12 protein-coding genes are annotated in these 13,754 nt (G+C 35.2%); 3 read left to right on the top strand and 9 right to left on the bottom strand.

What is annotated here, in order from left to right; translation table 11 throughout:
* Positions 1–59 precede the first annotated feature (59 nt).
* From C683_RS05345 to C683_RS05335, 3 genes are read right to left on the bottom strand one after another with little or no spacing between them, the layout of a single operon-like run.
* Positions 60–1,307, bottom strand: coding sequence for a peptidase U32 family protein (locus C683_RS05345; protein ID WP_009491729.1), 1,248 nt, complete (start codon positions 1,305–1,307; stop codon positions 60–62).
* Between the two features lie 6 nt (positions 1,308–1,313).
* Positions 1,314–2,234, bottom strand: coding sequence for a peptidase U32 family protein (locus C683_RS05340; protein WP_009491728.1), 921 nt, complete (start codon positions 2,232–2,234; stop codon positions 1,314–1,316).
* A gap of 45 nt (positions 2,235–2,279) precedes the next feature.
* Positions 2,280–4,736 carry an ATP-dependent Clp protease ATP-binding subunit gene (locus tag C683_RS05335; protein ID WP_009491727.1) on the bottom strand — a complete coding sequence of 819 codons (2,457 nt, stop codon included), beginning with the start codon at positions 4,734–4,736 and terminating at the stop codon, positions 2,280–2,282.
* 177 nt (positions 4,737–4,913) lie between these two features.
* Here C683_RS05335 and cbpA point away from each other — a divergent pair, with 177 nt between their 5' ends.
* Both cbpA and C683_RS05325 read left to right on the top strand, forming a co-directional pair.
* Positions 4,914–5,540, top strand: coding sequence for a cyclic di-AMP binding protein CbpA (gene cbpA / locus C683_RS05330; RefSeq protein ID WP_009491720.1), 627 nt, complete (start codon positions 4,914–4,916; stop codon positions 5,538–5,540).
* Between the two features lie 18 nt (positions 5,541–5,558).
* Positions 5,559–6,524 (top strand): diacylglycerol/lipid kinase family protein, encoded by a 966-nt coding sequence (locus C683_RS05325; RefSeq protein WP_009491718.1) that lies wholly within the window; start codon positions 5,559–5,561, stop codon positions 6,522–6,524.
* An 18-nt stretch (positions 6,525–6,542) separates the two neighbouring features.
* On the opposite strand, the gene mreD is transcribed toward C683_RS05325, so the two are convergent.
* The 6 genes from mreD to rpsO all read right to left on the bottom strand — a co-directional run bounded on the left by mreD (position 6,543) and on the right by rpsO (position 13,007).
* Positions 6,543–7,076 carry a rod shape-determining protein MreD gene (mreD, locus tag C683_RS05320; RefSeq protein WP_040388730.1) on the bottom strand — a complete coding sequence of 178 codons (534 nt, stop codon included), beginning with the start codon at positions 7,074–7,076 and terminating at the stop codon, positions 6,543–6,545.
* Complete coding sequence (gene mreC / locus C683_RS05315) at positions 7,066–7,938, bottom strand: rod shape-determining protein MreC (RefSeq protein WP_009491714.1); 873 nt, start codon at positions 7,936–7,938, stop codon at positions 7,066–7,068. Before mreC ends, mreD begins: the two co-directional genes overlap by 11 nt.
* A 145-nt stretch (positions 7,939–8,083) precedes the next feature.
* On the bottom strand, positions 8,084–8,818 hold the full coding sequence (locus tag C683_RS05310; protein ID WP_009491712.1) for an amino acid ABC transporter ATP-binding protein: 735 nt from the start codon (positions 8,816–8,818) through the stop codon (positions 8,084–8,086).
* A 1-nt stretch (position 8,819) separates the two neighbouring features.
* Complete coding sequence (locus C683_RS05305) at positions 8,820–10,238, bottom strand: ABC transporter substrate-binding protein/permease (protein WP_009491710.1); 1,419 nt, start codon at positions 10,236–10,238, stop codon at positions 8,820–8,822.
* Between the two features lie 243 nt (positions 10,239–10,481).
* Entirely contained in the window at positions 10,482–12,590 is a 2,109-nt protein-coding gene (gene pnp, locus C683_RS05300) for a polyribonucleotide nucleotidyltransferase (RefSeq protein ID WP_009491708.1), read from the bottom strand.
* Between the two features lie 147 nt (positions 12,591–12,737).
* Complete coding sequence (gene rpsO, locus C683_RS05295) at positions 12,738–13,007, bottom strand: 30S ribosomal protein S15 (protein ID WP_009491701.1); 270 nt, start codon at positions 13,005–13,007, stop codon at positions 12,738–12,740.
* A gap of 177 nt (positions 13,008–13,184) precedes the next feature.
* Here rpsO and def point away from each other — a divergent pair, with 177 nt between their 5' ends.
* Positions 13,185–13,745, top strand: coding sequence for a peptide deformylase (def, locus tag C683_RS05290; RefSeq protein ID WP_009491700.1), 561 nt, complete (start codon positions 13,185–13,187; stop codon positions 13,743–13,745).
* Positions 13,746–13,754 lie beyond the last annotated feature (9 nt).

Below are 13,754 nucleotides of genomic sequence, written 5' to 3'. Positions count from 1 at the left end.
ACAGTATAACATAATTTTTTAACAGTATTTTAAACAGTATATTACAAAAGTGTTTCAATTTACTTTTTACGTTTACGGATCATATCTCCAACTTGTACGGGTTCTGTTACTGGCATCGTTAAAATCATCATTGGATTTGGCGCTACTTCAATACTTTCTCCGTCTTCATTCCACATTTTTTCTACCGTTTGTTCGTGATGGCGCATTCCTGGACCATAAAATTCAATTTCGTCTCCAACATAGAAACGATTACGCTGACGAATAGTAGCCATTTTTGTTGCGTCATCATAAGCTAATACTTCACCAATGAATTTATATTCTGGAATTTTACGACGTTCTCCAAATAATTGTGCATTTTCATCTGGGATTCCATAATAGAAACCAGTTGCTAATTCACGTTGTGCTACTTTCCATAGCTCATCAATCCATTCTTGTTTTGTTTCATAATGCTCTGGATCTTCTAAATAACTATTAACCGCTGCTTTATAAACATTAGCCACTGTAGACACATAGTGGATAGATTTCATACGACCTTCAATTTTTAAGCTATCTACTCCTGCTTCAATTAAATCAGGAATGTGCTCAATCATTGACATATCCACAGCACTCATTGAAAATTCTTCTTCTTTTACTTGGCCATCTTCTGCAATGTAGTGACGTTCTCCACCAAATGGCATTTCATATAAATCATATTTCCAACGGCAAGATTGACAGCATCCTCCACGGTTCGCATCGCGTTTACTCATATGGTTAGATAACGTACAGCGACCAGAATAAGAAATACACATCGCCCCATGGATAAAGACTTCGATTTCTAAATCTGTATTTTCGCGGATTTTACGTACTTCTTCCATTGATACTTCACGACCTAAAACGGCACGTTCTAAGCCTTCTTCTTGCCAAAATTGTAACGTTTCCGCATTTGTTGCAGAAGCTTGAGTAGATAAGTGTACTGGTAGTCCTGGTGCTTCGGTTAAACAAATATCGATAAAGGCAGGATCAGAAATAATTACAGCTGAAATTCCAATATCACGTAACGTACGGAAAAATTCACCAGCTCCTTCTAAATCTCCTTCATGGGCAACCATGTTGGCAGCGACATAAACTTTCGCTCCATATTGGTTGGCAAATTCCACGCCTTCTTTCATTTCTTCAAAACTGAAGTTTCCAGCACGACTACGTAATCCGTAACTGTTTCCTCCAATATATACGGCATCTGCTCCGTAATGGATAGCTGTTTTTAATTTTTCTAAAGTTCCTGCGGGAGCTAATACCTCAGGACGTTTTAATTGTCTTTTTTCTGTCATTTTCCTTTATTTCACCTCATCTGGATCATAATTATAAAATCCTTCATCTAAGCCACGTTGTGCTGGATGAAGTTTTTCAATCGTTTCATTCCATTGTTGAACTTGTGCTTCGTCCCATTGTCCATTTTCTAATGCTTCTTTAGCTTCGACAAAACAACGAGCAATACGAACAAAGTCCATACCTGGTGTATAGATTCCATCTAATTTCCAATCATAAACACCAATTTCATATAATTCTTTTAATTTCAACATTAAGTTTAAATCATTATCGGCAAAGATATGCGTACCATGCTCATCTTCATAAATTGAATAGTGCGTACCTCCTTTTCTTGGTTCGGCTAAGAAAAGGTTAGCTTCTTTACTTGTGTCTCCTTGTACGCCAATGAAGTTTTCATAGTTACGTACTAATGGACGTAACGATTGGTGAATACAAGTCGCTCCATAAACTAATACTTCGACAGGAATCGTACTTGCTTTAACTAGTGATTTCATTTCTAAGTAAGGCACTTCACGACCAAGTACCGCTTTTACTGCACCTTTACGTGCCCAAAAGTTAATTTGGCGAGCGTTAGTAACAATCATTTGTGCGTTGTAAATGAATTTTAATGGCAATTCATTTTTACGGATTAAATGGATGACACCAACATCTCCTACTTCCACTTCTTCGACACCAATTTCGACTAAATTTTCCATATAAGAAAGAATATGGCTCATTTTTTCTGGGTGCATAATAGCATTTAAAGGCACAACTAATTTTGCGTCATATTCTTTTGTTAATTCCACTAATTCTTTTAATTCTTCAAGCGTAAAAGATTGTGGCAGACGTAATCCATAAACAGATCCTCCTGCATATAAAGTATCTACTCCTACTTCTAATAACGCTTTTGCTTGTTCTTTTGATTCGACCGTTGCCGTAATCTGAATCATAATTTCTCCTTTCATAACACAAGGAAAGAGACGAAACGTCTCTTTCTATTTTTTCTTCATATAATATTTTCCTTGACGAACGCCAAATTGAACAACGTCTCCTGCCACAAATTCTTTGCTCAATAAAGCATCTGCTAAGCGATCTTCTACTTCTTTAATGACAACACGACGTAATGGACGTGCACCATATTCTTCATCGAATCCTGCTTTTGCCAATTGTTCATAGACGGCATGACTGACTTTTAATTCAATTCCTAATTTTTCTACTCGTTCTTTGACATCAGAAACAAATAGTTTTGCAATGGCTTCGATATCTTTTTGAGCCAAATTATGGAAAATAATTGTATCATCGATACGGTTTAAAAATTCAGGACGGAAATGCTCTTTTAAGGCATTTTGCATAATAGACTCACGTTCTTTTTGAGCTAGTTCTGCACTTTGTCCAAAACCTACTCGTTTTTGGTCACGAACTTCATTTGCTCCAATATTAGAAGTCATAATAATTACCGTATTTGTAAAATCGACTTTACGTCCCTTTGCATCGGTCACATAACCATCATCTAAAATTTGTAACATCACATTGAAAACATCAGGGTGTGCTTTTTCTACTTCATCAAAAAGTAAAACGCTATATGGTTTTTGGCGTACTTTTTCTGTTAATTGTCCTCCTGACTCATATCCTACATAGCCTGGAGCTGAACCGATTAAGCGACTTACATTTTCTTTACTCATAAATTCGCTCATGTCGATACGGATCATTTGTTTTTCATCCCCGAATAGAGTTCGAGCGAGAGTTTTAGCTAATTCTGTTTTCCCAACCCCTGTTGGTCCTAAGAATAAGAAAGAACCAATTGGACGATTGCTAGAAGCAAGACCACTGCGAGCTCGACGAATCGAACGAGCAACTACTTGGCATGCTTCTTTTTGTCCAATGACACGTTTTTCTAACTCTTCTTCTAAGTGTAATAACCGTTGGCCTTCTGATTGTTCTACTTCTGTCACTGGTACTCCTGTCCATTGCGAAACGACCTGAGCAATATCTTCTTTAGTGATGATCTCTTTTGTCTGGCGATCTTTTTCATAAGAAGATAATTCTTCCTTAATACTATCCATTTCATCTTGCAATTCTTTAGCACGGACAAAGTCTTTTTTCTTCATTGCTTCGGTTTGTTGCTCTAAGAAAGAATCAAAAGACGCTTTTTGATCTTCATGGAAAGAATAATCACGATCAATTACACGTTTTTTGGCTGCCGCTTCATCCAATAAATCAATCGCTTTATCTGGAAAATGACGATCAGTTAAATAACGATCAGATAAATCAACAGCTGCTTCTAATGCTTCTTTTGTGAAGTGCAAGTGGTGATATGCCTCATAGCGTCCTTGTAATCCTTCTAAAATCGTTAACGTTTCAGAAGCAGTAGGTTCTGATAATTTCACTAATGCAAAACGACGAGCAAACGCACGATCTTTTTCAATTTTTTCTTGGTATTCTTCAAATGTCGTTGCTCCTAAGATTTGGATTTCACCACGAGCTAACGCTGGTTTTAAAATATTAGACGCATCGACAGATCCTTCACTACTTCCAGCATGCATCAGCATATGAATTTCATCAATAAATAAAATAATTTGTGGATTTGCTTCCACTTCAGCCATGATTTTTTTCATTCGTTCTTCAAAATCACCACGGAAGCGAGTTCCAGCAACTACATTAGCAATATCTAATTGAATAATTTCTTTATTTTGAAACTCTACAGGAACTTCTTTATTGGCAATACGTAGCGCAATCCCTTCTGCAATGGCTGTTTTTCCGACTCCAGGGTCTCCTAATAATAAAGGATTATTTTTAGTTCTACGAGCTAAAATTTGTAAGACACGGTCAATTTCTTCATCGCGTCCAATGACTGGATCTAATTTTCCATTTCTAGCCAATTCGGTTAAATTACGTGAAACTTGATCTAATTCTTTTGTTTCTAGTGGCATTGGTTCAGCAAAAAATTCATCTTCAAACTCTTCTTCGTCCTCATCCATGGGATGTAGGTCAGGTGTATATTCTAGAAGCTGTTCACGATTTCCTTCATTGCGACGCAACAATTGAACATGAATCGCATCAAACCAACCATATTTTGGTGCAAACTTTGTCAATACTTGGTACACCATTGTATCTGTTAAATGTAAGAAGCCAAATAAAATAAATAAAGGTTCTGTTTCTTTAAATTGATAATGTACAGATTCTTGTTTCGCTAAAAATAACGCCTCTTGACTAATTCGCGATAATACTGCTTCTTTATCTACTGGGAATTCTCCCGTTACTTGTTTTTTATCTAAAAAAGAAAAGAATTCTTCTTCGTTGATATTTAATTCTTTAAACACTTGTTGCACATCTAAATTTACTTCTACTAAGGCTCGAAGTAAATCTAAGCTCGAAATGTATTCACAGCGATGTTTCATCGCTAATTCACTAGCTTTGAGAATGATTTCTTGGATACTTTGATCAAAATCCATGTCATTTTCCTCCTATCTTTTTGTATACTTCATACAAAAATAATACTAATTATTATCGTACTATTTTATTACGTTTCTGTCATCTATAAGTTCTCATATTTTCTGTCTTCGTCATAAATTATGATATAATAAGAAAATAATGAGTACGAAAAATTTATGAGAAGGTGAAGGATAAGGATGGCAGAGATTGTAATCCCTACCAAACAACTGAGTGTACTAGATGAAAGTATGGATTTGCAAGATGCGCTAAAAGCCTTTGTTTATTCAGAAGATGATGTTTTACCTGTTTTAGATAAAACTCATCAAATATTTCGTGGAAATATTTACTTACTGGATTTATATAAGCATTTAGCAAAAGATCCAAATTCCACTACATCCATTACTCAATTTATTAAAAACACAAACAAATATATTACAAAAAAAGACTGCTTATTACAAACTCTTTTTCAGTTTGGGAATCTTCCTTATTTAGCAGTTCTAAATGAACAACATCATTTTATTGGTATTTTGCGTCATCATTCATTTATGAAATTGTTAGAAAAAATTTGGTCTTTTGACCATGCAAAATACGTACTAACTCTTGATTATGAAAATGTGGATCGAGCTATGTATCAATTATCAAAAGTAATTCATCGTCGTTGTGAAGTGTTGGGGTGTATGTCATTAACTAATGCATCCCCTGTTGGACATAAACAATTACTTTTATTATTAGGTCAGGAGACAACTGAAAAAAACTTACGAGAATGTTTACGTAAATTAGAAAAACGACATTTTAAAATCGATCATCTTTTGACTCTTCCCTAAGGAGAAAGGAGGTCTCTTATGTGGCTTTACTTATTAATTAATGAACAAGCAGGAAACGGAAATGGAAAACGTGTGGCACGTGAAGTAACTCAATATCTAGATGAACAAGATATTTCTTATGAGGCAATTTATACCGCTTATCCTTTTCATGAACGAATGTTAATTCATGAATTATTAGAAGAAAAAAAATTAGTCTCTTGGCCACAAGAAGAAGAAGGTAAACCTTTTCCTCTTTTGATTGTGATTGGTGGAGAAGGTACTTTACATGAAATTATTAATACGATTCAAGACCCGACAATTCCGATTGCTTATATTCCTGTAATTAAAAATGAATTTACAAAAAATTGTGGAATTACTACATCTCCCAAAAAACGAATTCAACAGATTTTAGCAACAAAAGAGCCAATGGCGATGCATACCTTATATTATCAAGAACAAGTTTCGCAAGCTTCTGGCATTTGCTTTTCTCATTTAGGAATTGGACTTTCAGCGGAAATTGAAAAAAATGTGCAAGAACGAAAAAGAAATCAATTATTTAAAATTCATCCTTTTTATTTTATGCCTAAATTTTATACCGTGATGAAAAATATCTCTTTTCATAATGGATTTCCTATTTGTTTAGAATATCAAGGAAGAAAATGGAATTTCCCTCATACTCTTTTTTGTTCTGTCACGAATCGAAAACATTTCTTTTCTATTGAAGAAGAAAACTTAGAAGAAAATACAAAAGTAGAATCAGAATTTATGATCATTGAAAAACGCTCTTGGTTACATCTAATTCGTATTGCTTTTTCTTTATGGCGTCATCGCCCACAAAATTCTCCTTTAATTTTTACAGGAGAAGGAAAACAGTTACGAATCATTTCGACAGTACCACAATATCTTCATTTTGATGGACAAATTTGGAATCCACAACCGATTGATCTGCGTTTAATGCCAAGCTATCAATACTTTTGGGAAACAAAAAACTCCAAAGAAAACTAACTTCCTTGGAGTTTTTTTTTATGCAACTAAAGGACGATGTAAAAAGAAACGTCGGCCATAAAGTAAGGCAATATAATAAACTAAAGCACTAAATAATAACGTCGGTGCTGCATATAAAACCATATATCCTACAAAGTCAATTTGGACAATTTGGAAGATACATTGCATAAAGTAACTACCATATAATACCCAAATCGTACATAGTAGAAAAATCATCATATACGCTGAAAGACTTGGGCGTACGTAATGAATCATATGATTTAATAAAAAGACCATCATTGGTAAACAAAAGGCAAAAATCCCTACATTTCCATAATAGTACAAGTCATATAAGACACCAAAAACAATCGTCCAAGTATACAAGTAAAAATGGGCTCCAAAACAAAAATAAGCCACAATAATTAATAGTAATAAAAATTGAACGCTACAAATATTTCGTGAATTAGAAAAAAATGAAAAGAGCATCGTCAGACGACCATCTAATAGGACAAATAAAATTCCTAAAATAGGGAAAAACCATTTAAATTTTGTATAACTTGGCTTAGGATTCATTTTCTGACTCACTTTCTGTTGCTAAACGTTTAATCACCGTAACTACACTGATATCGTACATTGATCCTGCAGGACGGACATACACTTCTTTATTTAGTCCATAACGGTCCTTTTTCACTTTTTGGACGGTACCGACAAATAATCCTTTTGGTGAACGTCCTCCTAACCCAGAAGTAATGACACGATCTCCTTCTTTGACATGACTATCGCTCGTCAACTGTTTGACAATATAAGCATTATCTTTTGAAGAATAAGAATCTAGTAATCCGTAAACTTCTGTTCCTTTATTTTGAATCATTACTGGATAATGACTGCTCTTATTATCAGAAGAAATCAATAATTGCACTTTACTTGTTGTACGATTGGCTTGAATGACACGACCAATTAAACCTTTTGATCCCATAACAGCCATTCCTTCTTTGACTCCCTGCTTCGTTCCACAATCCACGATTAAAATATTTTGCCAATTATCTGGAGAGCGATTAATAACACTTGCCGTCACAGTATCATAATTGGTTAAGGTTTCATTCATTTCTAATTGTGCACGCAACGCTTTGTTTTCATCTCGATAAGCTTCATTTTGTGCTTCTAAATTGGTATAATTATCAATTCGTTTTTTCAGTTGTTCATTTTCTTCCATCGTAGTAAAAACGGTATGCACAGAATCTACCATCGCATGAATTCCACGTAGCGGTGCTGAAATCACTCGGTCAACCATTGCCATTCCATCATCGACCATTGATTGATATTTACTTGATTTACCAGAACGTAAGCCAATCGTTGAGAAAATCACTAACGCAATCACTAACAAAGCAATAATAATCGTAATAATGATTTTTTTACTAATTTTGGCGTTTTTCACAGTTGGCCCTCCCTCCTTCTTTCGTCAATACTTCTTTCATTTTACCATTGAATAGCGAAAATTTCACTCTTCAAAATCAACCTTTACTTCCTCGTAATAAAAAAGAGAAAGGAAAATTTCCTCTCTCTTTACTTTTTTCATTTCTTTATTTTAATACTTTCGCTAAAAATTGTTTGGTTCGTTCCTCTTTTGGCGTATCAAAAATTTCACTTGGAGTTCCTTCTTCTACAATCACTCCTTCTGCCATAAAGACCACTCGATCGGCTACTTGACGTGCAAAGCCCATTTCATGAGTCACAATTACCATTGTCATTCCCTCTTTGGCTAACTGCTTCATCACATCTAAAACATCACCAACCATTTCTGGGTCTAATGCACTTGTTGGTTCATCAAATAAGATAACTTCTGGATTCATCGCTAGAGAGCGAGCAATGGCCACACGTTGTTTTTGTCCTCCAGATAGCTGATGTGGCATCGCTTCTTTTTTCTCAGATAGTCCTACTTGAGCGAGTAAGTCTTCCACTCTTGTATTGATGTCTTCTTTTGTCTTTAAAACACGTAACAATCGAGGAGCAAAAGCAATATTTTCTCCTACCGTCATATGCTCAAATAAATGGAAATGTTGAAAAACCATCCCTACTTTTTTGCGCAAATTATTTAATTTCTTATCCTCTGCTAATTGTTCTCCATCAATGCTCACTGTGCCTGAAGTTGGCTCTTCTAAATAATTTAAGCAACGTAAAAAAGTACTTTTTCCAGATCCTGAAGGTCCAATCAGTACAACGACTTCTCCTTGATGGATGGTTAAATCAATCCCTTTTAACACGTGATTTTTTTTATATTTTTTATGAATTTCTTTTGCTTGAATTTTTACTTCCATGTTATTTCACCTTCTTTTGTAGCCATTGACTGAGTAATGTTAATAAGGTAATAATCACCACATAAATAATCGCGACCATCATCCAAATTCTAAATCCTTCCATATTACGAGCAATAATCATTTTCCCCATTTGTGTTAATTCCAATAAACCAATTACTGATAAAATAGAAGTATCTTTTAACGTCATAATAAATTGGTTGACAAAAGAAGGAATCATTAATTTTAACCCTTGTGGTAAGACAATTTTCATCAAGGCTTGACCATAAGACAATCCTAAACTACGCGCTGCTTCCATTTGACCTTTATCTACTGCTTGAATTCCTCCTTTTACAAAAGCAGCGATGTAGGCTCCTTCATTTAAAGAAAGGGTAATGACTCCAGCAATCATTGCCGGAATCTTAAATCCTAATATTAGAGGAAAACCACTATAGATAAATAATGCTAAAACAATTACGGGTAACCCACGGAAGGTATAAATAAAAATTTCGGATAATCCATGACAAAGTTTATTTGGCATTACTCCTAATAAACCAATCAAAATTCCAACAACCGTCGCTCCTAAAATCCCTAAAACACTAAGTAATAAGGTTAATTTTAATCCTTTCATTAAAAGAGGAGCATTCTCTTTAAAAAGAGTAAAGAATGGTTTTTCTGTACTCTTATTTTTTTCTGCAACCTCATTGGATAAATAATGACTTAAGATTCGATCATATTCCCCATTTTTCTTAATTTTAGCTAGTCCGCGGTTAAACGCAGCTAACAATTCTCCATTTGTTCCTTTTTTTACTGCAAAGCCATAATATCCTGTTTTGGCAGCTTTGGTTTGTACTTGAAGTTTCACTCCTGTTTTAATAGAATAGCGAGCGATGGGTTCTTCTTCAAAACAAGCTACTGCATTTCCTGTTAACACATCGTTAAAGACATTGTTTGTCTCATCAAAAGTTACTAACTTCCATTGATATTTTTTTTGTAGTTCTTGAGCATACGCTGCCGCAGCTGTTCCTGTTTTAATCGCTATTTTTTGTCCACGAGTAGAAGCAAGTGAGGTATAACGACTCCCTGGTTTGGATATCATTACTACTCCTGACTTGAAGTAAGGATTAGAAAAATTAAAGTGTTGCTTTCTTTCTTCTGTAATCATCATTCCAGCCATAATTCCGTTGATTTGTCCTGCTTCTGCTGCTTGAACAGCACCATTAAAACCAATTGTATCGAGCTGTAATTTTAAATGTTCTTCTTTGGCAATCGCTTTTAAAATATCAACATCGATTCCTTCTAGTTTTCCTTTATCATTGGTAAATTCAAAGGGGGCATAAGTAACATCCATCCCAATTTTGTACTCCTTTTCTGCCGCGTTTACAGACCAAGAGAAAAATAAACCTAGAAGCATCAATAATAATATTGTTATTCGTTTTTTCATTTTTCTAATCCTCCTTTTGATTATTGTTTACCATTGTATCTTACTACCTTATAAAAAAACAATTAAAACAATAAAAAATTCTTAAAATAAAGAGGATAATGTTTGCTTTTTGAACAAAAACTCTTTTAGAATCAAGAGTTTTTCTCCTTTTTATTTCTTAAGATTTTGTTAAAAAAAGATAGATTCAATAATAAAAAAGCAATTTTAACAAAAAAAAAGCAGGATTTCTCCTGCTTTTTTGATTTATTCATTTTCTAAGACTTTGTGAGAAACATTGATACGACCTTTATCATCAATTTCTGTTACTTTTACTTTAATCGTATCTCCTAGTTTTAAAACATCTTCTACATTGTTAATGCGTTCTTTAGAAATTTGAGAAATATGTAATAATGCATCTTTATCGCCAAATAAATTCACAAATGCGCCATATTTTTCAATACGAACCACTTTGGCATCATAGACTTGTCCTACTTCTGCTTCACGGACAATGTCATCAATCATTGCACAAGCACGATCAATCATTGCCTCATCTTCAGAAAAGACGCTAACTTGTCCATCTTGTTCAATATCAATTTTCACGCCGGTAGCTTCAATAATAGAATTGATGGTGTCGCCACCTTTACCGATAACTTCTTTGATTTTTTCTGGTTTAATCATGAAAGTCTTAATTTTTGGTGCATATTGACTTAAGTGTTTTCTTGGTTCTTTAATCGCTTGATGTAAAACATCTAAGATTTGGAAACGAGCTAATTTTGCTTGGGCTAATGCTTCTTCTAAAATTTCTTTCGTAATTCCTTTAATCTTAATGTCCATCTGTAAGGCTGTAATTCCTTCAGCGGTTCCTGCCACTTTAAAGTCCATATCTCCTAAGTGGTCTTCTAATCCTTGGATATCAGTTAACACTGTGTAATTTCCAGTAGTTTCATCCATAATTAAGCCCATCGCAATTCCTGCTACTGGTGCTTTGATTGGTACCCCTGCAGCCATTAAAGATAAGGTTCCAGCACAGATACTTGCTTGTGAACTAGAACCGTTAGATTCTAGTACTTCAGCGACTGTACGAATCGCATAAGGGAAATCTTTTTCACTTGGAATCACATGTTTTAAAGCACGTTCTCCTAGAGCACCATGTCCAATTTCACGACGTCCTGGGCTACCTGCACGACCGGTAGAACCGACAGAGAATTGTGGGAAATTGTAATGATGGATAAAGCGTTTGCTTTCTTCTGCTCCTAATCCATCAATCACTTGTGCTTCTGATAATGGTGCTAAAGTTGTGACAGATAAGGCTTGTGTTTGTCCACGCGTGAATAAACCAGATCCATGAGCACGTGGTAATAAATCTACTTCTGCTGCTAAAGGACGGATTTCATCAATTTTACGGCCATCGGGACGAACTTTTTCTTCTGTAATTAAACGACGTACTTCTACTTTTTCAATCGCATCGACGATTTGATTGACTTCTTTCATATACGCTTCGGATTCTTTACTTGTCATTTCAACTGTGTTTGCTTCATAAACTTCATTAACACGTTGACGTAAAGCATCGACTTTTTCGCCGCGTTCTTGTTTATCTTTGGTTTGAATCGCTGCCAACATTTCTTCTTTGTAACGGTCCATAATTTCTGCTTCTAGTTCTGGGTCAACAGAAGCTAAAGTTACTTCCATTTTTTCTTTTCCAATTGCTTTTTGAATTTCTAATTGGAAGTCACATAAAGTTTTAATTGCTTCATGACCAAATAATAAGGCTTCTAACATTTCTTCTTCTGAAACTTCACAAGCATCACTTTCTACCATGTTGATTGCTTCTTTAGTTCCAGCTACGCTTAAGTGAATATCACTTTGTTCCCATTCTTCAACCGTTGGATTGATTATTAATTTTCCATCCACACGACCTACATTCACTCCAGCAATTGGTCCGCCAAATGGAATATCAGAAATACATAACGCTAAAGAAGAACCTAACATCGCTGTCATTTCTGGTGTGTTATCTGGATCAACACTTAAGACGACATTCGTGATTTGAACTTCATTTCGATATCCTTCTTCAAACATTGGACGAATTGGACGGTCAATTAAACGAGCGGTTAAGGTTGCATGTTCACTTGGACGTCCTTCACGTTTAATAAAACCACCAGGGATTTTTCCTGCCGCATACATTTTCTCTTCATAATTGACAGTTAGTGGGAAGAAATCACCATCAATGGCTTCTTTTGTTCCTACTGCAGCAGAAAGTACCACAGTATCGCCAAAGCGAACAAGAACTGCTCCATTCGCTTGTTGTGCTAGCTGTCCTGCTTCCACGATTAATGAGCGGCCAGCAAAAGTTGTTTCAAATACTTGTTTTTCCATCGTTTTTCTCCTTTTTTCTCACTGGTGCTACTAGACAAAAGACAAAAAGCCCACTTTCTTTCTCTCGTTTGTTTAGTAGAATTCCCAGTGATTGATTTTTAATACAACAAAGGAGGCCAGGATATCCTAGCCTCACTAAGTAGACGATTAGCGACGTAGTCCTAAACGTTTGATTAATTCACGGTAACGTTGTACATCTGTTTTACGTAAGTAAGCTAATAAGTTACGACGATGTCCAACTTTTTTCATTAAACCACGGTATGAATGGTGGTCTTTTTTATGTGCACGTGCGTGCTCATTTAAATGATTGATTTCTTCTGTTAATACTGCGATTTGCACTTCTGGAGAACCAGTATCTCCTTCATGACGTGCGTATTCTTTCATAATTTCGTTTTTACGTTCTTTTGAAATTGCCATAATTTCTTCACCTCTTCTTTTTATTTACACCTCAAACTGAGTTGACCGCCGGTGATGCGCGTCCACCAAGTAAGAGGAATACATCTCATACTTTACATGATTATGGCATTTTTTGCAAGAAAAAGAAAAAACTATGCTATAATATTTTTAAATGTAATAAGAAAGGGAGGTTTTCTTATGTTAACAATGAAAGATATCATTCGTGAAGGACATCCTACACTACGTAAAGTAGCCAAAGAAGTCGACACTCCTTTATCAGAAGAAGATAAAGCACTAGGTCAAGAAATGATGGAATTTTTAAAAAATAGCCAAGATCCAGAAATGGCCGAAAAATATGAATTACGTAGCGGTGTTGGACTAGCTGCTCCTCAAATCAATGAACAAAAACGCATTATCGCCGTTTTAATCCCTGCGATTGATGAAAATGGAGAAGAATTCATCTTATTTGAAGATGTCATGTACAATCCTCGTATTATTAGTCATTCCGTACAAAAAGCAGCACTAGCGGATGGAGAAGGTTGTTTATCGATTGACCGTCCAATTGAAGGATTAGTTCCTCGTCACGAACGTATTACTGTAGAATGGACAGACGCTGAAGGAAATAAAAAACAACAACGCTTCCGTGATTACGAAGCAATTGTTATTCAACATGAAATCGATCACTTAAACGGTAAATTATTCTTTGACCGTATCGACCCATTACAACCTTACGCTGCCCGTGATTTCAAACTTTTATAAGAGAATATA

Origin of the sequence: Catellicoccus marimammalium M35/04/3 (assembly GCF_000313915.1) — a bacterium.
Lineage (GTDB): Bacteria > Bacillota > Bacilli > Lactobacillales > Catellicoccaceae > Catellicoccus > Catellicoccus marimammalium.
The sequence above is the reverse complement of the archived record's forward strand: the minus strand, read 5'-3'. Positions and strand labels throughout refer to the sequence as shown.

Bases quoted from the DNA above. Each gene is read 5' to 3' on its own strand.
- cbpA (WP_009491720.1), top strand. From the start codon at position 4,914: ATGGCAGAGATTGTAATCCCTACCAAACAACTGAGTGTACTAGATGAA.
- rpsO (WP_009491701.1), bottom strand. From the start codon at position 13,007: ATGGCAATTTCAAAAGAACGTAAAAACGAAATTATGAAAGAATACGCA.
- pnp (WP_009491708.1), bottom strand. From the start codon at position 12,590: ATGGAAAAACAAGTATTTGAAACAACTTTTGCTGGCCGCTCATTAATC.
- C683_RS05305 (WP_009491710.1), bottom strand. From the start codon at position 10,238: ATGAAAAAACGAATAACAATATTATTATTGATGCTTCTAGGTTTATTT.
- C683_RS05345 (WP_009491729.1), bottom strand. From the start codon at position 1,307: ATGACAGAAAAAAGACAATTAAAACGTCCTGAGGTATTAGCTCCCGCA.
- C683_RS05335 (WP_009491727.1), bottom strand. From the start codon at position 4,736: ATGGATTTTGATCAAAGTATCCAAGAAATCATTCTCAAAGCTAGTGAA.
- C683_RS05325 (WP_009491718.1), top strand. From the start codon at position 5,559: ATGTGGCTTTACTTATTAATTAATGAACAAGCAGGAAACGGAAATGGA.
- C683_RS05310 (WP_009491712.1), bottom strand. From the start codon at position 8,818: ATGGAAGTAAAAATTCAAGCAAAAGAAATTCATAAAAAATATAAAAAA.
- def (WP_009491700.1), top strand. From the start codon at position 13,185: ATGTTAACAATGAAAGATATCATTCGTGAAGGACATCCTACACTACGT.
- mreD (WP_040388730.1), bottom strand. From the start codon at position 7,076: ATGAATCCTAAGCCAAGTTATACAAAATTTAAATGGTTTTTCCCTATT.
- C683_RS05340 (WP_009491728.1), bottom strand. From the start codon at position 2,234: ATGATTCAGATTACGGCAACGGTCGAATCAAAAGAACAAGCAAAAGCG.